26 protein-coding genes, 1 tRNA gene and 1 pseudogene are annotated in these 26300 nt (G+C 59.1%); 10 read left to right on the top strand and 18 right to left on the bottom strand.

Going from position 1 to position 26300, the window contains the following annotated elements; all coding sequences use genetic code 11:
• The first annotated feature begins 13 nt into the window (after positions 1–13).
• Both rpmI and rplT read left to right on the top strand, forming a co-directional pair.
• Positions 14–202, top strand: coding sequence for a 50S ribosomal protein L35 (gene rpmI / locus KF814_08460; protein ID MBX3236170.1), 189 nt, complete (start codon positions 14–16; stop codon positions 200–202).
• A gap of 61 nt (positions 203–263) precedes the next feature.
• Positions 264–629 carry a 50S ribosomal protein L20 gene (gene rplT / locus KF814_08455; GenBank protein MBX3236169.1) on the top strand — a complete coding sequence of 122 codons (366 nt, stop codon included), beginning with the start codon at positions 264–266 and terminating at the stop codon, positions 627–629.
• Between the two features lie 81 nt (positions 630–710).
• Here the strand turns inward: rplT and pheT are convergent, their stop codons facing one another.
• From pheT to fmt, 5 genes are all read right to left on the bottom strand, one after another.
• Entirely contained in the window at positions 711–2429 is a 1719-nt protein-coding gene (pheT, locus tag KF814_08450) for a phenylalanine--tRNA ligase subunit beta (protein ID MBX3236168.1), read from the bottom strand.
• A 129-nt stretch (positions 2430–2558) separates the two neighbouring features.
• Positions 2559–4103 (bottom strand): phenylalanine--tRNA ligase subunit alpha, encoded by a 1545-nt coding sequence (locus KF814_08445; protein MBX3236167.1) that lies wholly within the window; start codon positions 4101–4103, stop codon positions 2559–2561.
• A gap of 27 nt (positions 4104–4130) precedes the next feature.
• Positions 4131–4835, bottom strand: coding sequence for a ribulose-phosphate 3-epimerase (locus tag KF814_08440; GenBank protein MBX3236166.1), 705 nt, complete (start codon positions 4833–4835; stop codon positions 4131–4133).
• Positions 4835–6244, bottom strand: coding sequence for a 16S rRNA (cytosine(967)-C(5))-methyltransferase RsmB (gene rsmB / locus KF814_08435; GenBank protein MBX3236165.1), 1410 nt, complete (start codon positions 6242–6244; stop codon positions 4835–4837). The genes KF814_08440 and rsmB overlap by 1 nt, the downstream gene beginning before the upstream one ends.
• 69 nt (positions 6245–6313) lie before the next feature.
• Positions 6314–7264 (bottom strand): methionyl-tRNA formyltransferase, encoded by a 951-nt coding sequence (fmt, locus tag KF814_08430; GenBank protein MBX3236164.1) that lies wholly within the window; start codon positions 7262–7264, stop codon positions 6314–6316.
• Positions 7265–7350: 86 nt separating this feature from the next.
• Here fmt and KF814_08425 point away from each other — a divergent pair.
• Positions 7351–7427 (top strand) — tRNA-Met (locus KF814_08425).
• A gap of 413 nt (positions 7428–7840) precedes the next feature.
• Here KF814_08425 and KF814_08420 read toward each other — a convergent pair.
• Both KF814_08420 and KF814_08415 read right to left on the bottom strand, forming a co-directional pair.
• Positions 7841–8149: pseudogene (locus KF814_08420) on the bottom strand (MEDS domain-containing protein).
• Between the two features lie 451 nt (positions 8150–8600).
• On the bottom strand, positions 8601–9383 hold the full coding sequence (locus tag KF814_08415; GenBank protein ID MBX3236163.1) for a lytic transglycosylase domain-containing protein: 783 nt from the start codon (positions 9381–9383) through the stop codon (positions 8601–8603).
• A 397-nt stretch (positions 9384–9780) separates the two neighbouring features.
• On the opposite strand from KF814_08415, the gene KF814_08410 reads away from it, so the two are divergent.
• Together KF814_08410 and KF814_08405 are read left to right on the top strand one after the other, a co-directional pair.
• Positions 9781–9981: a hypothetical protein gene (locus tag KF814_08410; GenBank protein ID MBX3236162.1), complete on the top strand. Its 201-nt coding sequence runs from the start codon at positions 9781–9783 to the stop codon at positions 9979–9981.
• Positions 9982–10135: 154 nt separating this feature from the next.
• Positions 10136–11065, top strand: a complete 930-nt coding sequence (locus tag KF814_08405) for a GGDEF domain-containing response regulator (GenBank protein ID MBX3236161.1) — start codon at positions 10136–10138, stop codon at positions 11063–11065.
• A gap of 289 nt (positions 11066–11354) precedes the next feature.
• Here the strand turns inward: KF814_08405 and KF814_08400 are convergent, their stop codons facing one another.
• Positions 11355–12188 carry a right-handed parallel beta-helix repeat-containing protein gene (locus KF814_08400; GenBank protein ID MBX3236160.1) on the bottom strand — a complete coding sequence of 278 codons (834 nt, stop codon included), beginning with the start codon at positions 12186–12188 and terminating at the stop codon, positions 11355–11357.
• A gap of 316 nt (positions 12189–12504) precedes the next feature.
• Between KF814_08400 and ybgF the strand changes: the two genes are divergently transcribed.
• The gene (ybgF, locus tag KF814_08395; protein MBX3236159.1) at positions 12505–13026 is read left to right on the top strand and encodes a tol-pal system protein YbgF; all 522 of its coding nucleotides are present in this window, start codon (positions 12505–12507) and stop codon (positions 13024–13026) included.
• A 12-nt stretch (positions 13027–13038) separates the two neighbouring features.
• On the opposite strand, the gene KF814_08390 is transcribed toward ybgF, so the two are convergent.
• Together KF814_08390 and KF814_08385 are read right to left on the bottom strand one after the other, a co-directional pair.
• Positions 13039–13557, bottom strand: coding sequence for a DUF2726 domain-containing protein (locus KF814_08390; protein MBX3236158.1), 519 nt, complete (start codon positions 13555–13557; stop codon positions 13039–13041).
• A 14-nt stretch (positions 13558–13571) separates the two neighbouring features.
• Complete coding sequence (locus KF814_08385; GenBank protein ID MBX3236157.1) at positions 13572–14750, bottom strand: anhydro-N-acetylmuramic acid kinase; 1179 nt, start codon at positions 14748–14750, stop codon at positions 13572–13574.
• Positions 14751–14956: 206 nt separating this feature from the next.
• On the opposite strand from KF814_08385, the gene KF814_08380 reads away from it, so the two are divergent.
• From KF814_08380 to KF814_08370, 3 genes are all read left to right on the top strand, one after another.
• On the top strand, positions 14957–15835 hold the full coding sequence (locus KF814_08380; protein ID MBX3236156.1) for a zinc ABC transporter substrate-binding protein: 879 nt from the start codon (positions 14957–14959) through the stop codon (positions 15833–15835).
• A 61-nt stretch (positions 15836–15896) separates the two neighbouring features.
• Complete coding sequence (locus KF814_08375; protein ID MBX3236155.1) at positions 15897–16679, top strand: metal ABC transporter ATP-binding protein; 783 nt, start codon at positions 15897–15899, stop codon at positions 16677–16679.
• Between the two features lie 54 nt (positions 16680–16733).
• Positions 16734–17555: a metal ABC transporter permease gene (locus KF814_08370; GenBank protein ID MBX3236154.1), complete on the top strand. Its 822-nt coding sequence runs from the start codon at positions 16734–16736 to the stop codon at positions 17553–17555.
• A 93-nt stretch (positions 17556–17648) separates the two neighbouring features.
• Here the strand turns inward: KF814_08370 and KF814_08365 are convergent, their stop codons facing one another.
• The 3 genes from KF814_08365 to KF814_08355 all read right to left on the bottom strand — a co-directional run bounded on the left by KF814_08365 (position 17649) and on the right by KF814_08355 (position 19845).
• The gene (locus tag KF814_08365; GenBank protein ID MBX3236153.1) at positions 17649–18089 is read right to left on the bottom strand and encodes a GNAT family N-acetyltransferase; all 441 of its coding nucleotides are present in this window, start codon (positions 18087–18089) and stop codon (positions 17649–17651) included.
• Positions 18090–18390: 301 nt separating this feature from the next.
• A complete protein-coding gene (locus tag KF814_08360; protein ID MBX3236152.1) occupies positions 18391–18813 on the bottom strand; it encodes a hypothetical protein in 423 nt (140 codons plus the stop codon).
• A gap of 3 nt (positions 18814–18816) precedes the next feature.
• Positions 18817–19845: an RluA family pseudouridine synthase gene (locus tag KF814_08355; protein ID MBX3236151.1), complete on the bottom strand. Its 1029-nt coding sequence runs from the start codon at positions 19843–19845 to the stop codon at positions 18817–18819.
• Positions 19846–20283: 438 nt separating this feature from the next.
• Here KF814_08355 and KF814_08350 point away from each other — a divergent pair, with 438 nt between their 5' ends.
• Entirely contained in the window at positions 20284–20721 is a 438-nt protein-coding gene (locus KF814_08350) for a hypothetical protein (GenBank protein MBX3236150.1), read from the top strand.
• Between the two features lie 47 nt (positions 20722–20768).
• On the opposite strand, the gene KF814_08345 is transcribed toward KF814_08350, so the two are convergent.
• The 5 genes from KF814_08345 to atpA all read right to left on the bottom strand — a co-directional run bounded on the left by KF814_08345 (position 20769) and on the right by atpA (position 26299).
• A complete protein-coding gene (locus KF814_08345) occupies positions 20769–21464 on the bottom strand; it encodes a hypothetical protein (GenBank protein ID MBX3236149.1) in 696 nt (231 codons plus the stop codon).
• Positions 21465–21770: 306 nt separating this feature from the next.
• Entirely contained in the window at positions 21771–22193 is a 423-nt protein-coding gene (locus KF814_08340; GenBank protein MBX3236148.1) for a F0F1 ATP synthase subunit epsilon, read from the bottom strand.
• Positions 22194–22297: 104 nt separating this feature from the next.
• The gene (atpD, locus tag KF814_08335) at positions 22298–23740 is read right to left on the bottom strand and encodes a F0F1 ATP synthase subunit beta (protein ID MBX3236147.1); all 1443 of its coding nucleotides are present in this window, start codon (positions 23738–23740) and stop codon (positions 22298–22300) included.
• 91 nt (positions 23741–23831) lie between these two features.
• Positions 23832–24716 carry an ATP synthase F1 subunit gamma gene (atpG, locus tag KF814_08330; protein MBX3236146.1) on the bottom strand — a complete coding sequence of 295 codons (885 nt, stop codon included), beginning with the start codon at positions 24714–24716 and terminating at the stop codon, positions 23832–23834.
• A 65-nt stretch (positions 24717–24781) separates the two neighbouring features.
• A complete protein-coding gene (atpA, locus tag KF814_08325) occupies positions 24782–26299 on the bottom strand; it encodes a F0F1 ATP synthase subunit alpha (protein ID MBX3236145.1) in 1518 nt (505 codons plus the stop codon).
• Position 26300 lies beyond the last annotated feature (1 nt).

Below are 26300 nucleotides of genomic sequence, written 5' to 3'. Positions count from 1 at the left end.
TGAAGAGACTACTATGAAACTGAAGACGCACAGCGGAGCCAAGAAGCGATTCAAACGGACCGGAACGGGCAAACTGGTCAGGAAAAAAGCCGGTCGCCGGCATTTGCTCACGGGAAAGGGACGCGATCGGAAGCGGCGGTTGAAGGGTTCCGCGCCGGTGTCGCCGACGTTTACCCTCGCAGTCAACCGCATTCTCCCCTAGTCAAATGGGGGTTCGATCGACCGCGTCGATCGGAGAACGGGCTCGAAAGGAGTAGTGACGTATGCCTCGCGCAAAAGGTGGATCAAAGACTCGGCAGCGGCGGAAGAAGCGGCTTAAACTGGCGAAAGGCCAGTACGGCGCAAAAAGCCGGCTATTCAGAACCGCAACCGAATCCGTCGACAAGGGACAGGCCTATGCCTACGTCGGACGGAAGAGCAGAAAACGGGATTTTCGCCAGCTCTGGATCGCGCGAATCAGCGCAGCGACGCGTTTGCACGGCATGGCCTACAACCGTTTCATGAATGCGTTGAAGAAGGCGAATATCTTGCTGGACCGGAAGGTGCTGTCGGATATGGCCATCAAGGATATGGCCGGATTCGAGAAACTGGTCGGTCTCGCCAAGCAGCAGCTCGCGACCGCGAAGTAAGCCCATCGCGCCGAGGCAGGATAACCACCTCGCCATCACTCATCGGAACGGGGACCGTTCTCCAGCGCGAGGACGTCCCCGTCACGACTCTTCCAGCAACCGATCGACAACGAGTTCGAGGGCCACGGCAGGAACTCCGATCTGCCAGTGCTCCAGCACTTCTGGGTGCAGCTCGCCAAGAAAACCGATCTGCCGTCCGTCAGAAATGATTTGCCCCGCGCGCCCGTCCAGAAATGACGGATGGGCCAATGGCTCGAGCTTGAACGGTCGATTCAAGTAGTAACACAGCAGATCCAGGCAAGAATGAATTTCCGAGAAGTGCGCCCCCGCATGGGCGATCACCGCACCCAACACGGTCAGCGTACGAGATCCGACATCACTCTGCTCGTCAGGCACCGCCACTTCCCCCACCTCGAACATACGATGCGGATAGAAGGCCCGGCTCGAGTTGGCTTCCACCTGTAAGAGCGACGGGACGACCCATTGCCGTAGACAGGAGTAGCTCAGCGACATGACGTTGGCGACCTCGACCACTTTGGCCCAGGGAGTGCCGTCGATACGCATTTTCGTGCAAAAATCCTGATGCGATCCCATGATGTTGGAGATGACTTCCTGGAACTCCATTCCGACCATGAGGTCTCGAACGCGATCAGCCAGTTGCTCGTGACGCGATAGCCCCCCGACGGTGAATTCCGAAGGCATCACCGGCGCGAATCGGTGGTAGCCCTGGCTAATGGCCACATCCTCGACCACATCCACGGTGTGCATCAGATCATTGCGGTACGGGGGCAGCTGCACCGAGAGGGATTTTCCTGACGGTTTCACTTGGTAGCCATAGGATCGGAGGGCCGCAGCCACCTCTTTGCTCCCTAAGGACTCGCCCAAGGCTGACTCGATCGCGGGCAACGGAATCGTCCGAGGAGAACCGAAATCGATCGGCGTCGTCACCTTGGTACCGAGCGCAGTTTTGTGGGGATAGCGAATGTCGATCGGAGCGATGGCGGCGCCGCGGTCCGCCAAATTGGCGGCGAAGATGTTCAACGTCAGCGCGACCATGTAGGGATCGGTCCCGGTCACTTCAACGAAGAGATCGGTATCTCCCACCTGCACTTCGCCGATCTCACGGCTGTTGATGATCGGGGGAAAGGACAGCACCTGGCCTTTCGCATCCCGGAGCACCGGAAGTCGGTCTTGCCCAGCCAGGATGGGTCCATACTCGACCCCCTTTGGATGGACCATGAGAATTTCCCGAAGGGTCATGACCGTATCCATGCCGAGCGGGGTGAACCGGACATCGTCGGGTTTCACAAGATCGTAGCTGACGGGAAAGACGATTTTGGGCAGACGATAGAGCCCGATTGAAACCGACCGCCGTTTGCGGCCAAAAATGTCTGCCAACTTTTCCTGTGTCTGGATCAGCTGTGTGAGACCTTCTTGGGTCACCTGATAGCCGACCGCCGTGCAGGCAGCCACAAACGGGCGAACCTTTTCCAGACCGGGAGCCACAGTCAGCCGACCGGCTGCGGATTTACCCTTCTTGAAGAATGGATAGGCAATCGGTTTGCCCTCTTGTTTGATCCGGATCTGCCGCGCGATCCCCTCGCAACACCAGAGATCAGGCCGATTGCTGTCCTGAAGCTCGATCCGTAACTCACCGGTCTCCGGGTTCTGCCCCTTGAGCTCGCCCTTCACCAGCATCAACGATTGTTCGAGCTCTTCCAAGGCGAGGCGTGTAGCCTTCCCGCCGGGACCGGCGATCAAGGCTTCGAGGTCTTCACGCTGTACGGAGATAGTGGGCATCGATCACTCGGTCCTATGGTCGTTCGTGAAGCGTGGTTCGTCGTTCGCAATCTATACTGCACGTCACTGGCGCGCAATGGAGGTGTGTCTGCGCGAGATACACTTCACGCATCACGAAGGGCGATCCCGCTAGAAATTCCCTCTCATGCTGCGAATGAAATCCAAGTCCGCCGAGAACAGGTCGCGAATATCGTGGATGCCGAGGGCCACCATCGCCATTCGATCGAGTCCCAGCCCCCACGCAATCACCGGAACCGAAACGCCGAGAGGAAGAGTCACCTCCGGGCGGAACAGCCCGGCCCCGCCCAGCTCCATCCATCCGAGACGAGGATGCCGAACATGCATCTCCACCGACGGTTCCGTAAACGGGAAATAGGCCGGAAGAAATTTGACTTCCTTGGCGTGGGCGACTTCCCGGGCGAACAAGTTGAGCAGTCCCAGGAGCGTGCGGAAGTTGATGCCGTTCCCCAGCACGATCCCTTCGACTTGGAAGAAGTCGGTGGCATGGGTGGCGTCCACCTGGTCGTACCGAAAACACCGCGCTATCGAGAAATACTTTCCAGGCACGGAGGGCTTTCCGGCCAACGTGTGTGCGGACACGGCGGTGCCCTGACTCCTCAAGACTAATCGTTTGGCGCGCGCGATATTGAACTCGTACCCCCAGCCGGTGGAACCTGTGCCGGTTCCCCGTTCGTGGGCTTCGGTTACGCGAGTCGCAAACGGCTCGGCAATCGACCGGGCATGCGTCGGCGACTTCACGAAATACACATCGTGAATGTCACGGGCCGGGTGGAACTGCGGCATGAACAGGGCGTCCATGTTCCAGAATTCCGTCTCCACCAACAATCCACGCATTTCCTGAAAACCCATACTGACCAGCTTGCCCTTGACCAGGTCCAAGAACTCACGATACGCATGCCGCTTCCCCGATGCGATCCGAGGAGCCCGGAGGCTGATGGTATACTTCCGGAACCGCTTACTCCGCCAGGCCCCCTCCTTCAATAGCTCCGGCGTCAGCCGAGAGACCTCTTCCGCCACACCCTCACGCGCCAACCGCTGTGCGGCCTCCTGACCCATCGCCGTCAACGCGAACATGCGCGTGACACGTTCGTCGATTCGGAAGGGCTCATGCGCATTGCCGCGCTTCACCGAATACTGCTGCAGCACCTGCCGCATCGGTTCCGCAAAACTCTGCAACTCGCGCGCGCCGCCGCGCAATTCCTGCAAAAGGCTCCGCATGGTTTCGGCGGTCGGACTCGGCCGTCCGGTGCCTTCGATACAGCCTCCCTGGACAATAAGGATGGCGCCTTCCTTCTTCAGGGTGCCGACGGCCTTGCTGACTTCGGAAGGTTCGAGACCGGCTTGGCCCTGAATGTCCTGAATCGTGAGGCGCCTGCCCGTTTGACCTGCTTCGCGGGCGGCGGACAATACCCGTTCGATCGGCGAGTGCTGGTCGAAGTATACCTCCCCGACCTTCGTCAACGAGGCGATCGGCGTCACCGTCTCCTTCTGGACGACGATCAGAGACTTAGCCAGCAACCATTCGATGGCCATGCTGAGCTGAGACGGCTCCAGTCCGGTCGATTCGGCAAGCTGATCCAGCGTCGGAGCGGATCCGGCGGATGAGACCAGAGAGAGAAGGACTTTGCTTTCGAGAGGATGAAAATTATCCATGCACCACAGGGCTGTCGTCAGGCTCGTCTATCGGCGGGCACCTATCGTGGAAGAAGTTGGCGCTGCCGTCTCCCTCCCGGAACGAAGGGCGGCGATCGCGGCGGCATAATCGGGGCTGCAAAATACTGCCGAGCCGGAGACTATGACATCCGCCCCGGCGGAAATGACTTCAGCGGCATTCTCCGGTTTGACGCCGCCGTCGACTTCAAGCAAGGTCCGGCTCTGGGTCCGATCGATGAGTTCACGCACTCGTCGGATCTTGTCCAATACCGAGGGAATGAATTTCTGCCCGCCGAACCCGGGATTCACCGACATCACAAGCACCAGATCCGCATCCCTGATGATTTCCGATAGCGACGCGACCGGAGTGGCCGGATTGAGGCTCACGCCGGCCTTCACGTTCCGTTCTTTGATCGATTGGAGCGTGCGATGAAGGTGCGTGCACGCTTCGACATGCACGGTCAGATAGTTGGCTCCTGCCTGCGCGAATGCTTCGATGTACTCATCAGGATTCGTCATCATCAGGTGCACGTCCAACGGCAGCGTCGTCACCCTGCGCAATGCTTCCACGATTGGAGGACCGACAGTCAGGTTCGGGACAAAGTGTCCATCCATGACATCGATGTGCAACCAATCGGCACCACCTCGTTCAACACGCCCGACTTCCTCGGCCAGGCGGACGAAGTCGGCGGACAGAATAGACGGCGCGATCAGAGTCTGACGGCCCGACATTAACTACTCCTCCGTAAACGAGCAGCGTAGAAGGCATCCATGTGAAACGGGTTGACCATGGTGGAGAGGCCCCCCCGAGAGGTCACGAGGGATACACCGACCTCCGGTAGATACGGCACCAGCGGCTCCGGCTGAACATCGCGATGTAATTGACAAAAATTCTCGACGACCGATTCCGTTTCTTCCGGCTCAGCCGAGCAGGTACTATAGACTAACGCCCCACCAGGCCGCAATAGACGGTAGGCCACGCTCAGGAGTTCACTCTGAAGCACGGCATGTTGAGCGATGGTCGCTTCGCTCTTGAACCACTTGCCCTCCGGATGCCGACGTAACACTCCCAACCCACTGCAGGGTGCATCCAAAAGAATGCGATCGAAGGGTGCCTTGAACTCGCCTGTCTTGTGACGGTCGCCTCCGAGTTGGCGGAGGTCGGCGACCACGGGCCTTACGACTGACACGCCCAACCGCCGACAATTTTCCATGACCTTGTCCAGACGCGGCGCTGCGCGGTCGACCGCGACTATCGTACCTTGATTTTCCATCAGCGCAGCCAGATGGGTTGCCTTCCCTCCCGGCGCGGCGCAGGCATCGAGCACTCGTTCTCCGGGTCTCACGTCAAGTAAGGGAGGAACAAGTTGAGCCGCTTCATCCTCGACATAGAACCAGCCCTCAGCATAGCCCGGCAGCTCCGTGACCGCGCAGGGACTCGCCAGTCGAACACCCACAGGACTCACGGCCGTGGCAACCGCGTCGATCTGATGTTCTGCCAGCCGATCGAGCAGCGCCTGCCTCGTGCAGCGCAATGTATTGGCTCGGAGCGTCAGCGGCGGACTCTCCACACTCGCACGACAGAGTGCCTCCGCCCGCTCTCGCCCCCCGTGCGATATCCACCGCTCGACCACCCAAGCAGGACAGGAATAGCGTACGGACCAGGCAGCAACAGGGTCCTGATCGGCTGACGGCCATGATACAGCCGGCGTCCTGATCAACGCCCGTAACACGGCATTCACAAATCCACTCCAGTCCCTCCCGACTCGCTTGGCTTGCATCTTCACAAGACGGACCGATTCGTTCACGGCCGCCGATTCGGGGATCTTGTCGAGATGGAGAATCTGATAGGCGCCGAGACGCAACGCCGTTTGCACAACGAGCGGCAGTTTCCTAATCGGCCGGTCTGCGACCAGTCCCAACCGCCAATCCAATGTCCCGCGGTGGCGAAAGACCCCTCGAACCAGTTCCACCATGAGGCTTCGCTCCCGGGCATCAAGCTGATCTCGCGCTGCCGTGCGGTCGAACGCGTCGTCGACGAGCTCCCCCCCCTTCTCCGCGGAAAGGAGCAGCCGAAATGCGGATGACCGTCCTGAAGGATTCTGTCGGGATGGGCGCCCAGGAGCTTGGTCGGCAGTCATAGGAGGGAATTGAACGTCTGATATCTGATCGATAGGACTGGAATGGGCACCATTGCTCGAGCCGGTCGACTAGCCTTTCGGTTTGAGCGCATTGCCGAGGATCGTGCCGAGCACAAGACGATGGCCTGCCAGGTATTGGGCCATCGTCATGCGGCGACTATTCGCCGGCTGAATCTCCACCAAGCGAATGGTTCCCCCACCGGTCGCGACATCGACCGCCTCTTTGGTCACACCCGTGACTGTGCCGGGCGGCCCACCGGCCGCCTCCGACCGAACGGCCACGCGCCACAGGCTCCATCGCTCGCCGTTGCAATCCGTATAGGCCCCAGGCCATGGAGAAAGTCCTCGAATGCGATTGCCGATGTCAACGGCGCTTAAGGTCCAATCCACCGCGCCGTCTTCTTTTTTCAAGATCGGCGCCATTGTAGCCTGGGCATGGTCCTGCTGCCGCGGTATCAACGTGCCGGCTTCCAATTGCCGCAAGGTTTCAACCAATAGCCGTCCGCCGATCTTCGCCAGCCTGGGGGCTAATGTCCCGGCTGTGTCATCCGGTTCGATAGGGATGGCCTCCTGCAACAACATCGCACCGGTATCCATGCCTTCGTCCATAAGCATGGTTGTGATCCCGGTTTCCTGCTCGCCGCGAATGATGGCCCATTGAACCGGACCGGCTCCCCGGTATTTCGGGAGCAACGATCCATGAACGTTCACACAGCCATTGGGCGGAAGGTTCAACACCGCCGGAGGCAAAATGCGACCGAACGCGGTCACCGTAATGATGTCCGGCTGCCACGCGCGCAACGCCTCCAGAAATGCGGGGTCTTTCATTTTCGTCGGCTGGAGAAACGGGATGTGCTCTCTGAGACAGATCTGCTTGATGGGTGAATCGACAACGTCCTGCCCGCGCCCCTTGGGACGGTCGGGCTGTGTGACGACGCCGACCACCTGATGTGGTGAGGCAAGCAGCGCCTCAAGGGACGGAACGGCGAACTCAGGTGTGCCCATGAAAACGATTCGCATGCGGAGGCTTTAGCATTCCGCTCCGCCGAATTCAATGGGCCATCGGCTTCCTTGACTCTCGTTTCATGTGCCTGCTAGTATCCGACCGCGGGGTGGAGCAGCCTGGTAGCTCGTTGGGCTCATAACCCAAAGGTCGTCGGTTCAAATCCGGCCCCCGCAACCAACCTTCTCCCCTTCTTCCTCAACCACTTAGAACCGATTCACTCCCAGGCCGCGGAGTCGCATGAGTAGGCGACTGTGCTAAAACTGTGCTCACTTCCACGAGAATACGATCCAAGATCTCCACGCGAGCACGCAAACTCTCCGAATGATGGTGGGCGTACCGCACATCACCGTCAAAATGGTCTTGCTCCGTCCAAGCTCCTACACGGTCTAAATATCGACTGCTGCTGGCACATCAGGAATGGGAAGGCGGCGTTCCGGAAATTGGAACTCAGAAGGGGTGAAAAACGGGGAGCCTAACTGCGGGTGCCGCAGGCGCCACGTCGAGCTTTCGGGACGCTGGCCTGAAAATCCTAAGCTAGCCGGCGGGGACGTAGCGAGGATTTTCTTGAGAGGGGCGCTCATGACAAATATCTACTGTGCGTCATCAGGCCGTGCTGACACCTCGCGCCTCAACGTATCCGCATGATACTGGCACAGCGCACGAAGTGCGGGCTGCTCCTGCAAGACCTCTTCAAGCCGTCGTTGATTTTCAAGAAGTCTTGAAAAGTCCTGCTGCGGACCATACTCCCGGCTCGAGTCCACCGTCGCCCACAGGCCGGCATAGCCGTCGGCCAATGCCTGCTTCACGGCATCTCGCGGAAGTTTCAACATGCGATCGATATCAAAGTCGCCGTTGGTGAGATGCGCCTGCTCGGAGGAAAGAACGAGGCTCCCCCCTCGCTTCTCTCTGCACGTTTACGCCCGCGGCGTAGAGATAAGAGGGTATGCCGATCACCATGCGAGGATATTTAGATACAGATAGTTGTTGTCGAGTTGTCGGCGAATCATGGCGGTCAGCGCCGGAAGATGCACGGCACAGGAGCCTTCGTACACCAAACACTGAGGTCTCAGATTCTGTGCATGGCTTAATAGGATTCCATCCTAAAATACGCACGCATGCCAAGCCCCCGCCGTGACGAATGGCGGCATGAGTCGCTCGTAGACCTTATCTTTCCATTTGAGCCGAGGATCGCAACAACTAAAAAGATTTTCCTTAGCATTGGCAGCGCCCCGCGCCGTGATGCCGTGCCCTGCGCACAGACCCGATGCACGAGATTGTCGTAGCGTCGCTTCAAACGCTTTTGCAGAATCCTCCCGTTCCCATTCTCCCCGGAGATTGGGTGAATTCTCCTTACTTTCCTACGGCCCCTCGGTTGGGACGGGATACATCGGCCATGACGAGCGATTGCAGCTGAAGCGGTTGGTGCTGAATCGCCAGCACGACAGCACGGCCGGGATTAGCTTGATAATGCCCCCGGAAACTCTTGTAGTAGATCATGACTTTCCTAACATAGTCGCGGGTCTCCCGGTAGGGAGGAATCGCATGATAGCGTTCCACCCGCCGCTCCCCCGCATTGTAGGCCGCGACAGCCAACCGCACGTTCCCGTTGAATCGGTCGAGTAAGTAGCGCAGGTGCCGTGCCCCGCCACGAATGTTGTCGTCGGTGTCGTAAAGATTCCGCACGCCGTGCCGGATCGCGGTCTCCGGAATCAACTGCATCAACCCAATGGCTCCCGACGGTGAAATTACGGTCGGATTGAAATCGGATTCGGCCTTAATTACCGCCAAGAGTAGTGCGGGATGCAGCTTGAATTGCCACGCATGGCGTTCTACCGCCAATTCCACCTCCTCGGCAGAGGCTCGGGCGCGCAATCGGCGGACCTTTGGCATAGCCGGTTCAAAACGATCGTCTACCGGGACATTCGTCATTTCCAATGTCCCGCCGGGCCCAAGGGATTCGTAGATCTCGTTCCCGGCCTGAGCCGGGTCGGCAAGAGCCATCATCCCCAACATTGCCAACGGCGCGGCCCACACAACTGGTTGGCGGTCAGTCCGACCTTGATCCGCGTGGCCCTCCACTTCTCGCATAGGGTCGATTTCATGAGATCCTTGTCCCGCTCGAACAGTCATCATAAGGCCTCCACACAACTGGTTGGCTTGGTCTTATGCTGCGCTTTCGGGTTGCATTCGGCATGGGCTCTTAGCGCAGAATCCATGCCATGCCCATTGGTGAACAAGATTGCGCAATGCCTGAGAGGTCGAGCACTTGCAATTCCGAATCCTCCCCCACCTTCGTGGGGGCTCTCTGAGCTCAGCCGCTTTTCGACAATCAACAGCCGCAGATTGTCGCCCTGCCGGTTTGTGGCCGTTGTTCCATGAGGTGGTTGGCAGGGCAACTCCCAAACAGAGCGACGGCAGTGGCACGCAGAAGACAGGGAGAAGAACGTGACTATTCCTTTACCTCTGAGGGCGAGCTGCTAGAATCATACCGAGACACCTGCAGGCCGGATTCTTCTCAAGGAGGCGCCCCGTGCATTACGTGAGGGTTGGGAATCGTGCATTGAACCTGGACGCGGTGACCCATTGCGAGTGCCAGGTGTGGGGCGACAGCACGACCGTGAAGGTCTATTTCAGCGGAGCCGCCAACAATACCCCCGTCGTCCTCAGCGAAGAGGAGGCCAAACAACTCTGGAAGTATATGGAGTACATTGCGGAAAAGCCTGTGAATTAGCCTCCGACCCGGGCTGCATCCCCTCCCCCATTCGACGACTCCCCTCGTGCCTTTCAGGATTTAGGTCAATTTCTTTGTGAGCGTCCCCAATTCCGCTATACTCCTGGCCAAGGCCCTGCTGTGCCTTCGATGCAATGAATTGAACCGAGGTACGATGACGCAGCCTTCGCGCCCCACGATCAAAGTCCTGCTCGTGGAAGACAATCCCGTCGATGCGCAATTGACCCAAGATTTGTTGGAGGAGTGGGCGGCCGACCACTTTGCGGTCACCCACGCACCGGTCCTCGCCGAAGGTTTGGCGCTGCTGGGACGTGACCGCTTCGACGTCGTCCTCCTCGACCTGTCGTTGCCCGACACGCATGGTCTCGGCACCGTGACGCAGGTGTTGGCGACGGGACCAGGCGTTCCGGTCGTCGTGCTGAGCGGCCACGACGATCATCCGCTCGCCTTGCAGGCCGTTCAGCGTGGGGCGCAGGACTACTTAGTGAAGGGCCAGGGCGGTGGCGATGTGCTCGCCCGATCGATTCTTTACGCCATTGAACGCAAACGCGCGCAAGAGCGATTGACCTATCTGGCTCAATACGACCAACTGACCGGCTTGGTCAACCGCACCCTGTTCCGAGACCGTCTGATCCATGCTATGGCCCGCAGCAAACGCAAGGATCAGCCACTGGCCATCCTCCTGCTGGACCTCGATCGGTTCAAAGCTGTCAATGACACGCTGGGGCACGACGTCGGAGATCAGCTGCTCACGATGGTATCGGAACGCCTGAAGACTTGTGTGCGCGAGGTCGACACGGTCGCTCGCATGGGCGGCGATGAGTTCACGGCAATCCTGGAAGGTGTGTCGGGAGAATCGGATGTGACGGTGGTCGCAAAGCGGATCGTCGATTCCTTGTCGACCCCCTTCGAACTCGGGCCCCATCGCGTGTCGATCGGAGTCAGCATCGGCATTACGCTCTACCCGCTGGACGACCAGAACATCGATGGATTGCTCAAGCACGCGGATGCCGCCATGTATGGGGCCAAGCAGCGGGGAGGAAGCGGCTTCCAGTTCCACAGCATCGCGGGTGCGCAACACTAGCTTATCCCCTCCTTTCCCTGATTGGGTCGTACACTCTCAGCCTACCGACCTCCGCTTTGGCCTGCCTAGGGTTTCATGCTGCATCATGAGCCTTAGCAGGTTGTTGAAAAACAATTTCGACAGCTCGAAACTCAACCCTGCTTGAGATCGCAGAGACAATCAGAAACGCTCGCAGGGTGGTCAAAAAGGCCGTCGCAAGGCCGCGGCGAGCGAAGAAATCGTATTCTGCCCGTACGTTGAGCCTCTGAGCGATGCGAGAACGCTGCTGGCGGACTTCTGCAACACCCTGCTAGCGCCCGATGTCGACCAGAGGCTGCTCGGTCACAATGATCGGGCCACGAGGATTCGGGGTCAATTCGTTCGCACCGGCGAGATCTTCTCTTGGCGGGGTGGGACGGCACTCCGGGGTCATCACTATGCCCCAATGTTGATTGTTCCGGCAGACGTTGTTCAGTAGCAGCGCTTCCGCATGATGGAACAGCAACATGCCACTCAGCATATTGTCGAGACAGTGGTTGCGAACGAACTCGGGGTGACTCCCCGGATCGCGGACCGCCATGCCGAAGTGGTGGTTGCCGAAACACGCATTCTGCGCAACGCGCGGCTGTGCGCCGGCAAAGACAAAGATCCCGGATTCCCGGTTGTAGCACACCTCATTATCGATGAAGGTCCCGCGTGCCTCGGGTCCATAGATCACCACTCCTGAGAGCAGCCCCTCCATCGCCCGGCATTCCGTCACGATGCATTGCGAATCCAGAAGATTCATTGCCGAATGTTGGTCGCTGCCCACATACCGAAACGTGATGCCGCTGATGAGTCCCGAAGGCACCCGCTGGAGATACAACGGTCCGCTCCGGCGGCAGAAGACCTGCACATGGTCACGCCCGGCTCCGATCAACCGTACCGGCTGATCAGCCACGAACACCTTGTCCTCATAGACACCGGGACGCACGAACACCTGGTCAGCCTCCGTTGCGTCCTTCAGCGCCTCGCTCGGCAGGAGATAGGCGTGCGGATCCTTCGCGTCGACCACCAGAGTGCGCCCGCCTTTTGGATTGGACGGTGGCTCGAGAAGCGGCTCTCTCATGGCACGGAATGAAGGGTGGTCCGGCGAACGTTCCATGCGGCTTGTCCCCTGGGAAAGTCAGCAGTCAGGGTTTCGCGCCGAAGAGCGACAACAACCATCAATTGAACAACGCGATTTTGTCAAGCTAACCTCAGGCTCACCACGGCAGGAACACTTTTCGTACAAACCTGTCTGATTTGCGCCTCTGTCCACTCGACGCTGCTCGCCCGGCCTAGATCCCGTACGAATCGCTAACTGCAGAATAGGTCGCCAATTTGAATGCTATCTCCCACTCTGGTGCGATTCTTCCATATGCCGCCTGGTATTGCCCTTGCGAGAGTACCTGCACGAACAACGTCAAAGGGGTGGCTCCATGAACTGGCTAAGATCAACGTCCCGCAATCGCCTTCTAACCCAGGCATTCCTATCGCTCCTGATCCTCGGGAGTCTCGCTCCGGTTTCCATGGGATTCGCCGCCCAAACCCAGGTCGCGGACTCATCTCGCCGCCTGTACGATCGCGTCATGGAAGAATTTCGCCATAAGGACTATGACGCGGCCTTGGAGGGATTCAAGCTGTTCCTTGAAATCCACGGGCAATCGGCGCTGGCCGCCAACGCGCAATATTGGATCGGCGAATGCCAGTACCGCACCGGGCGATACAAAGACGCCTTGGGATCCTTCTACAACGTCATTTCCTACTATCCGCTGAGCCAGAAGCACGCAGCCTCGACACTGAAGATCGGACAGATTTACGCCAGACAGGGTAACCGCGAGAAGGCCAGCCTTATGTTCGAGCGCGTGGCGGATCAGTATCCGGACAGCGCGGAAGCTGAGGTCGCTCGCAAAGCCCTCGACGCAGCGTCAGCCAAGGGTGACGCGGGTGCGCCGGAGTAAAAAGCCCCGCAACTACTCCGGGTCGGCAAGGTCGAGCGCAGTGACTAGTCCGGGTACCGTATAGGCATCGCCCTCGCGAAGTCGCACGAGTTGCACTCCCGCGGCCTGCAAGGCTGATCGGAAGATCGCATCTCGTGCCCCTTCCGGCTGCTCCTCATGGCTCTCCCGCTCCACCTGAACCACCTTCTCAACCAAGCGATTGCCGGGATGCACCAACACGAAGGTCGCGCGTGTCAGCGCCAGCTCGCGCAGCAGATCATTCCTCGGAGTGCCGGGCGGCAACTTCAGGTCCAAGAGGCACCAAAGCGGAATCTGCGTAAACAGCAGGTACCGGTCCTCGACTGCAAGCCGCAGCATATTGTAGAGCTGTACTTCACGGTCGGTGAGAATCGGTTTCGCTGCGAACGTCACTCCAGCGGGGAGCGGGGACACCGCCGTGGTCGCAGCCGGCCGTCGACCGAAACTCTCCCACGCCAACGCCGCCAAAAACACCGCCGTTCCGGCACCGATCAGGGGAATGATGGAATCCATGCTCAGTCCGTCTCCTAGCCGTGAATCCAGGGACGACGCCGCCTGGTTGCGCCGGGAGCCAACATCCCGAGCAAGACCGGCGAACGCGCGCCGGTGACCTGCATTACACTGGTGCAACGCCCATGAGCCGTTTGATGGGCCAGGAGCGCGAAGGCCGTGGCCTCAAATGCCTTGCTGTCCCAGCCGAGGTCGTCGAAACTCTTCACGGGAATCCCCTCAAAGACTCGCGCCAGATCGCTCATTACCGCACGATTGTGGACCCCCCCGCCCCCGACGATGACTTCATCGATCGGCCCCTTGATCCATCGGCGTGCCGTTCCGATCGCCTCCGCCGTCCATGCGGCGCATGTGGCCAACTGATCATCCATCGAGAGCCCGATCTTCCACGCGCGCCTCTCAAATCCTCGGACAAAACTGGCGCCGAAGTCTTCTCGTCCCGTCGACTTAGGCGGACGCCGCCCTAGGTACGGATGAGTCATGAGTTCCGCAAGCAGCCGCCGATCGACTGTGCCCCGCCGAGCACGACGGCCCCCGGCGTCGTAGGACTGCGTGCCTCGGCTCGCTTCCTGAACCAACGCGTCCATCACCATATTTCCAGGTCCCGTGTCGAACGCAGAGATTCCGTCCACATCGGCACCTGGCGGAATGTACGTCACATTGCTGATCCCCCCGATATTGACCACAAGGCGCCCCTTGTTCCGATGACCGAAGAGCACCGCGTGGGCATAGGGCACCAGAGGAGCGCCTTCCCCACCGACCGCCAGGTCCCGCGCGCGGAAATTCGCCATCGTGGGGATTCCCGTCCGCTCCGCGATCACCGTGGCCTCCGCGATTTGCAGGGTCGATCGCACCAGACCGACGCCGGGCTCGCGAATGCCTTTCGGCAAATGGTGAATGGTCTGACCGTGCGAGCCGATCAGATCGATCTCGGACGGTTTGTAGCCGGATTTCGCGATGACTCGAAGCGCCGCTTTTGCAAAAAGCTCCCCCAGCAAGGCGTTCATATGGCAGATCTCCGCCACCTGGCCCTTGGCCGAGAGGGAGAGGATTCTCTGTTGCAGTCCACGAGCATAGGGGATGGACACAAACCCGAGCGGGCGGACGCGGGGCCGATCCGGTCCACCCGTTATTCGTACCAGCGCGGCATCGATCCCGTCAGCCGACGTACCGGACATGAGCCCAACGATCTTCATGACAGGTCTCCACACAGAAGCATCGTCCAGACACCTCGCGTGCGCTACGCTAATCGAATCGTGACAGAGGGTCAAGCGCAGATGCCTTCGTCTCACACCGACGTTGCGCATCCGTGTCCTCGTTGACATTGTCAAAAGTTGAATGGTACGGTCCCGCGATGTTTCGTACCGGGCTCTTTTCCTACATATTGTGGGCCGCCTGCACCATGGTTTTGATTCAGGCATTCCCACCGCAACCGGCTTCAGCTTCGACTCCTCTCAACGTCGTCGTCACACTCCCCGTCTTGAAGGACTGGGTCCAACAGGTCGGGGGCCCGAACGTGCAGGTCTTGTCGTTGATGACGGGCTATGAGAACGAACACACCTACGCACCCAAACCAAGCGACCTCGTCGCAGTCCGAAAGGCCAGGCTCTTATTTGAGGTGGGCGCAGGGCTTGAGGTATGGGTCGCGTCGCTCGTCAAGAACGCCGGAAACGCCGGGCTGAAAGTCGTCACCACGTCTCGAGGCATCGAGCTGATTCCCGATCACCAGGACGCCCATGAGGACGGGCACCACGGCCACGGGGGCTCCGGGAATCCTCACATGTGGCTGGACCCTGAATCCGCCACCGCCATGGTGCGGTCCATCGCCGAAGCGTTGATCGCGGCTGATCCCGACCATTCATCGGAGTATCGCACCCGCACCGACAGTTATCTTCGGGACTTGAAGCAGGTGCAGCAGGAAACGATGGAGCGCATGCGCCGCGTCCCGCACCGCCGGATCATCGTCCACCACCCAGCCTGGCCGTATTTCGCCAAGCGATACGACATCCAGGTGGCCGGCACGATCCTGATCCAACCGGGGGGAGAACCATCCCCGCGCCACCTTTCCTCATTGATCGCGACGATGAAGCGCGACCATGTGACGGTGGTGGTGTCGGAATCCCAGCTGAACCAGAAGGTTCCCCAACTCCTGGCGCGGGAAACAGGCGCCCGCGTCGTGATTCTCACCACCCTTCCTGGAGGGCTACCAGGGACCGAGACGTATCTCGACATGCTTCGCTATAATGTGGTCCAATTAGCCGAAGCTCTTGAACGGACATGAGTGTGATTCGAAAGTCCAGACACCAACCTACTCCGGCGAACCGCAACGGACGCCGGCGCCTATGACCCATCCCATTATCCGGTTCGACCATGCCACCTTCGGCTTTCCGGGGGTGGTCGCTCTCGAGGACCTCACGCTGACGATCCCCGAGTCGGAATTCGTCGGCGTCATCGGCCCCAACGGGTCGGGCAAGACGACCCTGTGCCGCGCAGTGTTGGGTCTGATGGCGCCGTTAAGCGGCTCCCTTCGCGTTCTGGACTGCGCCTGTGAGGAGTTGCGTTGCCACCACCGCGCGCTTATCGGGTATCTCCCGCAAAAAGGCATGCTCGACCGCAACTTTCCTGTCACGGTACTGGAAGCGGTCATGATGGGCCGTTACGGTGCGCTGGGACTCTTCCGCCGTCCGTCTTCGCAGGATCGTGCCATCGCATTGGAAGCACTGGCTCACGTCGGCATGGACCACCATCGCGATTCGGCGCTGGGGGCCTTGTCCGGAGGTCAACAGCAACGAGTCTTTATCGCCCGGGCGCTGGCGCAGCAACCGCGCATCCTGCTCCTCGACGAGCCGACGACCGGCCTCGATCTCACCGCGCAGCATGGCGTCGTTGATTTGATTCAAACGCTCCATAGGACCCTGAAGCTCACGATTCTGATGATCACCCACGACATCAACATGATCCGCTCACGCGTGGATCGGCTGGTGCTGCTGAAAACCAGACTGTTCGCCGCCGGCCCTCCGCAAGACGTGCTGAAGCCGGAGATTTTGAGCCAGGTATACGGCAAAGAACTGGTCATCACGGATAAAGATTTTATCCTCGTCGAGGACTATCACCACCATCATTGAAGCAAGCCGCATCGCATGAACCGTCACCACATGATCTTTCCTGCACGCTAACACATGATCGAGCTGTTGAGTTACGATTTCATGCAACGGTCGCTGCTCGCTGCGGCATTGGTAGGTTCCGCCTGCTCGCTGATCGGGGTGTTTGTCGTGCTGCGCGGACTGGCCTTCGTCGGAGCCGGAACTGCCCATGCCGCATTTGCCGGCGTGACGCTCGCGTATTTGCTGGAGGTGCCGCCCATCAGCCTCGCCATCGTGTTCGGTCTCGCCACCGTCTGGATTTCCGGGTGGGTCGAAGAAAAAGGCCGCATGAAACTCGACGTTTCCGTCGGCATCCTCTACACCGCAACCATGGCCCTTGGAATTCTATTTCTCGGATTGATGAAGACTTACAACCCCGAGGTGTACGGCTACCTGTTCGGAAGCGTGCTGTCGGTGACGCCGGAAGAACTGCTCGTGATCGGCGGGTTGAGCGTCGTAGTCTTGGGCGTGATCGTGCTGTTTTCGAAGGAACTCTACTTCATCGCCTTCGACCAGGAAATGGCCGCAGCCTCGGGTATCCCGGCCAGACAGATTTTCTACCTGCTGCTCTCGCTTGTTGCGCTGACGGTGGTGATCTCGCTCAAGACAGTAGGCGCCATCCTGGTGTTCGCCATGATATTGATCCCGGCCTCCACGGCCTACCAGCTCACCCACAGCCTCACGCAGATGACCATCTACTCCGTCTTGATCGGAATCGCCTGCGCCGTCGGCGGCGTGTTGTGTTCCTACGCGTTCGATCTGCCCTCCGGCCCTTCGATCGTGTTGCTGGCGACGACGCTTTTCTTCCTGTCGATTCTCTTTTCCTCCAAACGCCTCCACCGGATCCAACAGGGCTAGATTCCTTCCTCTTCCGCACTCGACAGCACGGAATGCGGACGCGGTGATGTGAAGAAGTTGAGAACGCTCGGGGGAGTGGGCAGGACGGGCGAATTATTCGGTGCGGCCCGATTGTTTCCGTGACCAGACCATGCCGGTCTGTTCCTTGGCACTGAAACCCAAGCGCTGATAGAAGCCCGGCATCCTCGTGCAGAGCCAGAACAATTCGACCTTCTCGAGTTGCGGATGGTTGAGGATACGTTGAACGATCTCCGTCCCGATCTTGCGTCCCTGGTAATTCTTGTCGACGATCACGTCCCAGATTGAGGCCCGGTAGACGTAGTCGGTCAGGACGCGCCCAAATCCCACGAGCCGGTCCCCGTCCCAGGCAGAAATGACCACATCAGTCTTCTCGAGCATCTCCCGTGCCTGCTCGGCCGCGCGGTCCTTGGCCCAGGGAGCCTGGCGATAGAGTTGGATCAGTTGGGCGATGTCAAAATCGGTCCGATCGGAAAAGGCAATGGGGCGATGAGCGGTCTTGAGAGCAGGAGCCATCTTATACTAAATTAACCCCTCCGTGAGGGTCCGTGGCCAACCGTAGTGTAAGGGGAAGGTAATGGGAACGCAAGTCCGAAGCTGTCCAAAATGCTTTCAATTGATGTGGCTTAAGGAAGAGCATTACGATTTCATCGATGAAGAGACCGTCCGAGCCAAGTGTCCTCACTGCGGCTCGACCGTTCGATTCCGTCTGGTTTCTCGCGGCGCCAATGCCGCGGGACCGAAGATGGGACATTGACGCGGATCGGTACTGTGGCTGACTGATGAGCCGCCGTCATTCGGCAGTCACGGCTCTGGCCTACATGCCCCGCCCTGCGCCCTCTAGCTCGGGCTGGCTACCGGGCAGGATCTTGTGCAAAGCGGTGCGGTATTCTCCAATTCGCATTTCATCGACCGCAGTGACCTTGATTTCCTTATCCCGCTGCATTCGATCGACCTGGTCGAGCACGGCAAGCAAGGGCTGAACCGACCCCAGGAGATTGCCGACTTCGAACGCTTCCAGCGATTCGATCAACAGGTCTTGCAGCTTCTTGAAGACCGTCCGCCCGCTCAGTTCCCGGAATCTCGACAACGTCTGCTCGAAGACTTCCACAGCCTCGGGCTTGGGCTTAATGCCGGTGGGGACGGCCGCCAGGTGGACGACGGGCGGCAACTTGGCCGCATACTGCTTGAGTGCCGAAATCAGCCCGCCCAATGCATCCAGAACCGCGCTTGTCTCCATGATCTATCCTTTTCCGCCTTCAGTGAACCGTTCCGCTCCAGAGGCCTTGCCGCTCACAGACCGTTTCGTCTGGCCCAATTCGGTGAGGCGCTCCAACTCTCGCTGCACCCGTTGCATATCCTCCGGACACGGCACGTCAAATCGGTGGGGTTCGCCCGTCGTCGGATGCACGAAACCCAGGGTCCTCGCGTGGAGCATGACTCGCGGCACCGTCCCGTCTCCAATGGCCATAACCTTTTGTCCACCGTAGGTCCGGTCTCCGAGGATCGGATGCCCCAAGGACGTCAGGTGGACCCGCAACTGGTGCGTACGCCCCGTTCTTGGTAACAGACGAACATGAGCCGCCGCCTTTCCATAGCGCCGCTCGATATGATACTCCGTCACCGAGGCCTTCGGCTTGGCCGTCCGTGCCGAAAACTTCTTTCGTTCTTTTGAATCCCGTCCGATGGCGAGGTCGATAAGGCCCTGTCCTTGCTTCGGTACTCCCCACACCAACGCTTCATACACGCGGGCAATCGTGTGCTGCTTGAATTGAACGGCCAGTGCACGATGAGCCTGGTCCGTCTTGGCAATCACCATGATGCCGGACGTTTCCTTATCCAATCGATGCACGAGGCCCGGTCGTTCCTTTCCTCCCACGCTCGAGGCCGTTTCACCTGATTGCGAAAAGTGGTGGAGCAGCGCGTTGACTAGGGTCCCGGTCCAGTTGCCCGGCGCCGGATGCACCACCAAACCGGCCGGTTTGTTCAGGACCAACAGGTCCGCGTCCTCGTAGAGCGGCTCAAAGTCGATAGCCTCCGGTCGCAGGTCCAACGGTTGTGGTCTCGGCACATCGAGGGTAATGCGGTCCCCCGGTCGGATTTTGTAACTGGGCTTCACCTGCAGCCCATTGATGAGAACGTGCCCGTCCTCAATCAAGCGTTGGAGGGCGGTCCGAGAAAACGTCGCATCTCGGTTCGCCAAGAACACGTCCAGCCGCTTCGAGTTCTCTCCTCCCGTTACAATGAGTTCTTCCGGCGTAGTTCCCGTCATATTCGAAATATTACGGACCAGATATTGTGGTACTACCGACACTCGGCTGCCACATGGTGCGGCCCAAAACACTCTGTCGTGCTCCGCACGACAGACATACACATCACACACACAGTTCGTCCACAAGTCATCAACATGTGCACAATTTCTGACTTCCCTCCATCACTGAAATCATGCAGCGAACCCCGTTGTCCATTTATGTGATATGTGCTGCCTATTTCACACAACAGCTCTGCACAACTGCGCGAGTCGATGCGAATCGATAAAATCTCCCACACTAAAAATCAAACTCTTAGAGAGAGACCGCTCCGAAATCCTACAGGCATCCGAATTGCTTTTTCTTAGTGCCTCTCGCATGACACAAATCGATCTCCATGGAGCGAAATCATGTCCGCCGATTTTATCCACAGAATCCTCAGTCAGCTCAAGGGGCACATCATGGCACACTCCTTCCCTGAAGCTCCCTCCTTTGGCCATGCCTCGGACGATCGGTCCATGCCTTCGGAAACCGATGAGCGTCGGATCGATGAGCGATTTGCCGTGCGGGGGCCTTGTGCCTACGAATTGATCGACCGCCAGGGGGCAGACACTGCGGTGTCCCACGGTCAGGCGTTCTCGCTCAATGTCAGCGCAGAAGGGATCTTGCTACTGTTAGACCAGAAGCCGCAGATTCGCCAGCTGCTGGAGCTTCACAATCCCGCATTGACCCGCCGGCATGCGGTCACCCTATTTGAAATTCGTTGGGCGAAAAAGCTGCCGCTCTGGACGACTCATGATCGCTACCTGGTCGGCTGTCATCTGACCTTCGGCCGATTCCCGTATTTCCTGTTTCAGCGAGGTCATCTCGACCAACATATCTCAGGATTCTCGTTGTAGCGCACAGATAGGCGCCCCCGCCGGGAAGACGCCTTACCCGTCCCCCGTCAGGGCTTTATCCCAGATGGACTGCTGGGCACCAGCCCCTTTAGTCGCTGAATCTCTCTGTCCTGCTCAACCACGCGTTGCCTCAATTGCTGAAGTTCCTGCCTGAGTTCGGCAATGCCTGCCTCTTGGCCCGAAGCGCTTGCGGCGGTATCCCGCGCCGAACCCTCGCCTCCGGTCTCGGTCTTTTCTCCTGATGATACGTGGCTTAGCGGATCCCTTGGGAGCATTCCCGGCTGACGAAGCAGCGCGAGAAACCCCCGATGGTCGAGGATCAATTCGCTCGCAGAGGCTCGATGACCTGCCGACCAGTTCGACTCTCGGCCAAGGATGAAGCGTGTCGATTCAAATCCCAGCGCTCCCCCTGGTCCCCGCAGGGCGTAGAAGGGATGGGCTTCGACCTTCGCCAGAGATTCAGAGGCTACAGAAGTGGCCGCTCGATGGTTGGCAAGGACGATGTGCAGGCGGCCGCCGGTGAGGAACAGGCCCCCCGACGTGAGCATGATTTGTCCGCCGGCCGGCTCCTCCTTGATAACAAAGGAAACCCATTCCGACGGCGTAGCCTGTGAGAGGGCCGCACTGAAGAGGGGCGACAGACGCCGGATATCTTCGGGGGAAAAGACTGGCCGTGGCGGCTTCGGGCTATCCATGAACCCCACACGATCCTCAAGCAGAAGTCGCGCGAGGATGGCACTCATATCCTCGGGGGTCCAGAGACTCGGATGGTCGAAGCGAGCGCCGGACTGGGAGTCAGATTGCTCCCGATCCAGACGAATAATGTCATGAGGGCCCTGCTCGATGATCCTGCCCTGAATGACGGGGCCTGCGCAGCCGAGGAGCGACAGAATAACCCAAGAGAGAGCCAAGACGGTTCGCACCGCCAGGGTTGATATAGAGGCACGGGGAGGCTGTCTTAAATCGGAAAAGGGAAGCCTGAGCGGCTTGGAGGTGGGCATGGCAGACGGAGCCACCGATTGAGGTCAAGGAACAGGCTGAGGATCCGGCTAGGCGTGGCCGGCTTTGCGCGCACGTTCGGCAATCTTCTTACGGAGCCGTGCCTTCTCCAAACTGATCTGTGCTTCCTTGACCTCTGAAGGCAGACCACCGGCCTGAAGACGCTGTTCAGCTTTCTCGACTGCCTGCTGCGCCCGGTCGACGTCGATGTCCTCAGCCTTTTCGGCAATTTCGGCCATGACGGTGACCTTCGACGGCGTCACTTCCGCGTATCCCCAGAGCACCGACATATAGTGCCAGGTCTCTTGTGTCTTATAGCGCAGCTCACCGATACGTAAAGTCGAAAGGAAGTGACAGTGTCCGGGTAGCACACCGAATTCGCCTTCGCTGCCAGGCGCGATCACTTCCTCAACCTCTTGGCTGAGGAGCAGTCGCTCCGGTGTCACCACCTCTAATAGAATCTTTCCCGCCATTTCCTTTTCCTATCCTCGCATCGAAAGGTCCGGAATGCCCTGATGGGCAGGCATCGACCGGGCACCTACCGCGCGCGGTCCACTCGCACAAGAGCAGTTGCCTTCTAGACCTTGACTCCCATCTTTTCGGCCTTCGCCACCGCTTCTTCGATCGGGCCGACCATGTAGAACGCCTGCTCCGGCAGATGGTCGTACTTGCCCTCGAGGATGTCCTTGAAGCTGCGGACGGTATCCTTGAGCTTCACGTACTTACCCGGCGCACCGGTGAATGCTTCAGCGACGTGGAAAGGCTGAGAAAGGAACCGTTGAATCTTGCGCGCGCGGGCCACCACCATCTTGTCGTCTTCGGACAATTCGTCCATACCGAGAATGGCGATGATATCCTGCAAATCCTTATAGCGCTGCAGCACGGATTGGACGCCGCGCGCGACCTTGTAGTGTTCCTCACCGATGACCTGGGGATCGAGAATTCGAGAGGTCGAGTCCAAGGGATCGACCGCCGGATAAATACCCAATTCGGCCAATTGCCGTGACAAGACCGTGGTCGCATCCAAGTGCGCAAACGCGGTTGCCGGAGCAGGGTCGGTCAAGTCGTCGGCCGGCACATAAATGGCCTGTACCGACGTGATGGACCCCTTCTTCGTCGAGGTAATACGCTCCTGAAGCGCTCCCATCTCCGTAGACAGGTTCGGCTGATAACCTACAGCCGAAGGCATACGGCCAAGCAACGCGGACACTTCGGAACCGGCCTGCGTAAACCGGAAAATGTTGTCGACGAACAGCAGCACGTCCTGGTTTTCTTCATCGCGGAAATACTCGGCGACGGACAGACCGGTCAATGCGACGCGGAGACGGGCGCCCGGCGGCTCGTTCATCTGGCCATACACGAGCGCGGCCTTGGACTTGCTGAAATCATCGGGGTCGATGACTTTCGACTCCTGCATTTCGTGCCAGAGGTCGTTGCCCTCACGCGTCCGTTCGCCGACCCCGGCGAACACCGAAAATCCGCCGTGGTGCAGGGCGATGTTGTTGATCAATTCCATGATGATGACGGTCTTGCCGACGCCGGCACCTCCGAAGAGACCGACTTTTCCACCTTTGCTGTAGGGCTCCAGGAGGTCGACGACCTTGATGCCCGTTTCCAACACCTCGGTCTTGGTCTCCTGATCTTCCAATCGAGGAGCCGGTCGGTGGATGGGGTACTTTTTCTTCGACTGGATGGGGCCCTTCTCGTCGACGGGTTCGCCAAGCACGTTGATCAGTCGTCCGAGGGTCTCGCGGCCGACCGGCACGGAGATCGCGGCGCCGGTGTCTTCGACATCCATTCCGCGCGTCAAGCCGTCCGTCGAAGACATGGCGATGCTGCGGACGCGGTTTTCACCCAAGTGCTGGGCGACCTCGAGCGTAATGCGGACAGCGGGACGGCCTGCGGCCTTGTCCTCTGCCTGCGTCACGGTCAGCGCATTGTAGATGTTCGGCAGTTGGCCGGGAGCAAACTCCACGTCCACGACCGGTCCGATAACCTGGATGACTTTGCCTGTGCTCATAAGGCTCCTTCTGTCCTGTCGCCAGTTGTGAGTCTTGAGGTGGGGCGCCCGTGGTTCCGCGCGCTCAACACTCAGAATTCATAACTCGTAACTATTTCAATGCTTCCGCGCCGCCCACGATGTCCATCAGTTCCTTGGTGATGGCGGCCTGACGCGTCTTGTTGTAATAGAGCGTCACTTTCTTGATCAGCTGGCCTGCGTTCCGCGTGGCTCCGTCCATGGCGGCCATCCGCGCTCCATGCTCGGCCGCTGCGGATTCCAACAGAATCCGGAAGGCCTGTACTTGGAAATGCTTCGGCACCAATACGTTGAGCAACTCGGCCTCGTCTGGCTCGTAGAGGTAGCTGCCGCCAAGAGAGGATTCTCCCACAGTCGGCTCGGCCCCGAACTCGGCGGCTGCATCGATCGGGAACAGCTTCTCCACGATCACCCGCTGTTGGATCGCCGACTTGAACTCGTTGTAGACCACGTACAGCTCGTCAAACGTACCTTTGACGAAATTGTCGGTCAGATCCCCACCGATATCGATGGCATGTTCGAAGCTGAGCTTGTCAAAGACTCCGGTCCATTCTTGTCGGATTGGCCAGGTCCGGCGGCGGAAGTAGTCCCGACCTTTACGCCCGACGATGCTCAGCGTGACCTGCAAGCCGCGCGATTCACATTGGCGCACAAATTCGGCGCTCTTGCGGATGATATTGCCGTTGAAGCCGCCGCAGAGCCCGCGGTCGCTGGTCACCACGAGGACTTCGACTTTTTTGCCTTCCCGCTTTTGCAACAACGGGTGCGCCGACCGATTGACGCGCTGACTCAGATTACTCAGGACGCCGCGCATCTTGTGGGCATAGGGTCGCGCCGCAAGAATACGATCTTGCGATCGCTTCAGCTTGGCAGCCGCAACCATTTTCATGGCCTTGGTGATCTTCTGAGTGTTCTTGAACGCCGAAATCTTGCGGCGAAGACTTTGTAGGCTTGGCATGTGTCTGAGCTTTCAGCAGTCGGTAGTCAGCGCTCAGCTTGGAGCCGATCGCTGCACGCAGATGGCTACTTGGCGCCGTACCCCATTTTTTGCTTGAAGGTCTTCAGAATGTCCTTGAGCTTGCCGCCCACCTTATCGTCGATCTTGCCGATCGTCGTGATCTCCTTGCGGACATCCTGATGGTTCTGCGCGATGTAATGCAGGAAGTCGGACTCGAACTGCTGCACCTTATCGACCGGCACATCGTCCAGAAATCCGTTGACCCCGGCGTAAATCGATAACACCTGGTCGGCTACCGGCATCGGCTTATACTGCCCCTGTTTCAGGAGCTCCACCATGCGAACGCCGCGGGCGAGCTGCATTTGGGTCGCCTTGTCGAGTTCGCTGCCGAACTGCGCGAATGCCGCCATTTCACGATACTGAGCCAAATCGAGCCGAAGAGTACCGGCCACCTGTTTCATGGTCTTGATCTGGGCTGAACCACCGACGCGCGACACCGACAACCCGACGTTGATCGCCGGACGGATGCCGGAATAGAAGAGGTCGCTGCCGAGATAGATCTGTCCGTCGGTGATGGAAATGACGTTGGTCGGAATGTACGCCGACACGTCGCCGGCTTGCGTTTCGATAATGGGAAGCGCCGTGAGACTCCCTCCGCCGAGCTTGTCGCTGAGTTTTGCGGCACGCTCCAACAAGCGAGAGTGCAGATAGAACACGTCACCGGGATATGCTTCGCGTCCGGGAGGACGGCGCAACAGCAGCGACAACTGGCGATAGGCCACCGCGTGCTTGGACAAGTCGTCGTACACGATCAGAGCATGCTTGCCGTTGTCGCGGAAGTATTCGCCGATCGCGGCACCGGCGAACGGAGCTAAGAACTGCATCGGAGCCGCGTCGCTGGCGGTCGCGGACACGACCATGCTGTATTCCATCGCATGGTTCTCTTCCAAGGTCTTGACCACCCGCGCCACCGTCGACCGTTTCTGGCCGATGGCGACATAAATACAAAACACGCCGAGGCCCTTTTGATTGATGATGGTATCGATGGCAATGGCGGTCTTACCGGTTTGACGGTCGCCGATGATCAACTCGCGCTGACCGCGGCCGATTGGAATCATTGCGTCGATCGCTTTGATTCCCGTCTGCAAAGGTTCACGAACCGATTGACGAGTGTTGACGCCGGGGGCGACGACTTCGATACGCGAAGAATGTGGCGAGGTGATCGGCCCTTTGCCGTCGATCGGCTGACCGATCGCGTTCACCACCCGTCCCACCAGGGCTTCACCCACTGGAATTTCTGCAATGCGGCCGGTCCGCTTGACGGGGTCACCTTCCTTGATGCCGACATCGTCGCCCATCAACACGGCGCCGACGTTGTCTTCCTCGAGGTTGAGAGCGATACCGTAGAGGCCGCCCGGGAACTCCAACATTTCTCCGGCCATAGCACCGTCGAGGCCATAGATCTTGGCAATACCGTCTCCGACCTGGATGACCGAGCCGGTCTGGCTGACGTCGACTTGCTTGTCGAAGCCCTTGATCTTCTCTTTAATGATAGAGCTGATTTCTTCTGCCTTGATCTGCATG

It is taken from the genome of Nitrospiraceae bacterium, assembly GCA_019637075.1.
Lineage (GTDB): Bacteria > Nitrospirota > Nitrospiria > Nitrospirales > Nitrospiraceae > JAHBWI01.
The sequence above is the reverse complement of the archived record's forward strand: the minus strand, read 5'-3'. Positions and strand labels throughout refer to the sequence as shown.

Coding starts and splice junctions, on each gene's coding strand:
- KF814_08380 (MBX3236156.1), top strand. CDS start 14,957: ATGGTTTTGATTCAGGCATTCCCACCGCAACCGGCTTCAGCTTCGACT.
- rsmB (MBX3236165.1), bottom strand. CDS start 6,244: ATGACTGCCGACCAAGCTCCTGGGCGCCCATCCCGACAGAATCCTTCA.
- atpD (MBX3236147.1), bottom strand. CDS start 23,740: ATGAGCACAGGCAAAGTCATCCAGGTTATCGGACCGGTCGTGGACGTG.
- KF814_08385 (MBX3236157.1), bottom strand. CDS start 14,750: ATGAAGATCGTTGGGCTCATGTCCGGTACGTCGGCTGACGGGATCGAT.
- KF814_08415 (MBX3236163.1), bottom strand. CDS start 9,383: ATGATGACTGTTCGAGCGGGACAAGGATCTCATGAAATCGACCCTATG.
- atpA (MBX3236145.1), bottom strand. CDS start 26,299: ATGCAGATCAAGGCAGAAGAAATCAGCTCTATCATTAAAGAGAAGATC.
- KF814_08370 (MBX3236154.1), top strand. CDS start 16,734: ATGATCGAGCTGTTGAGTTACGATTTCATGCAACGGTCGCTGCTCGCT.
- KF814_08355 (MBX3236151.1), bottom strand. CDS start 19,845: ATGACGGGAACTACGCCGGAAGAACTCATTGTAACGGGAGGAGAGAAC.
- KF814_08360 (MBX3236152.1), bottom strand. CDS start 18,813: ATGGAGACAAGCGCGGTTCTGGATGCATTGGGCGGGCTGATTTCGGCA.
- rpmI (MBX3236170.1), top strand. CDS start 14: ATGAAACTGAAGACGCACAGCGGAGCCAAGAAGCGATTCAAACGGACC.
- rplT (MBX3236169.1), top strand. CDS start 264: ATGCCTCGCGCAAAAGGTGGATCAAAGACTCGGCAGCGGCGGAAGAAG.
- KF814_08340 (MBX3236148.1), bottom strand. CDS start 22,193: ATGGCGGGAAAGATTCTATTAGAGGTGGTGACACCGGAGCGACTGCTC.
- pheT (MBX3236168.1), bottom strand. CDS start 2,429: ATGCCCACTATCTCCGTACAGCGTGAAGACCTCGAAGCCTTGATCGCC.
- KF814_08365 (MBX3236153.1), bottom strand. CDS start 18,089: ATGGCTCCTGCTCTCAAGACCGCTCATCGCCCCATTGCCTTTTCCGAT.
- ybgF (MBX3236159.1), top strand. CDS start 12,505: ATGAACTGGCTAAGATCAACGTCCCGCAATCGCCTTCTAACCCAGGCA.
- KF814_08445 (MBX3236167.1), bottom strand. CDS start 4,103: ATGGATAATTTTCATCCTCTCGAAAGCAAAGTCCTTCTCTCTCTGGTC.
- KF814_08390 (MBX3236158.1), bottom strand. CDS start 13,557: ATGGATTCCATCATTCCCCTGATCGGTGCCGGAACGGCGGTGTTTTTG.
- KF814_08350 (MBX3236150.1), top strand. CDS start 20,284: ATGGCACACTCCTTCCCTGAAGCTCCCTCCTTTGGCCATGCCTCGGAC.
- KF814_08345 (MBX3236149.1), bottom strand. CDS start 21,464: ATGAGTGCCATCCTCGCGCGACTTCTGCTTGAGGATCGTGTGGGGTTC.
- KF814_08375 (MBX3236155.1), top strand. CDS start 15,897: ATGACCCATCCCATTATCCGGTTCGACCATGCCACCTTCGGCTTTCCG.
- KF814_08405 (MBX3236161.1), top strand. CDS start 10,136: ATGACGCAGCCTTCGCGCCCCACGATCAAAGTCCTGCTCGTGGAAGAC.
- KF814_08400 (MBX3236160.1), bottom strand. CDS start 12,188: ATGGAACGTTCGCCGGACCACCCTTCATTCCGTGCCATGAGAGAGCCG.
- KF814_08440 (MBX3236166.1), bottom strand. CDS start 4,835: ATGTCGGGCCGTCAGACTCTGATCGCGCCGTCTATTCTGTCCGCCGAC.
- fmt (MBX3236164.1), bottom strand. CDS start 7,264: ATGCGAATCGTTTTCATGGGCACACCTGAGTTCGCCGTTCCGTCCCTT.
- atpG (MBX3236146.1), bottom strand. CDS start 24,716: ATGCCAAGCCTACAAAGTCTTCGCCGCAAGATTTCGGCGTTCAAGAAC.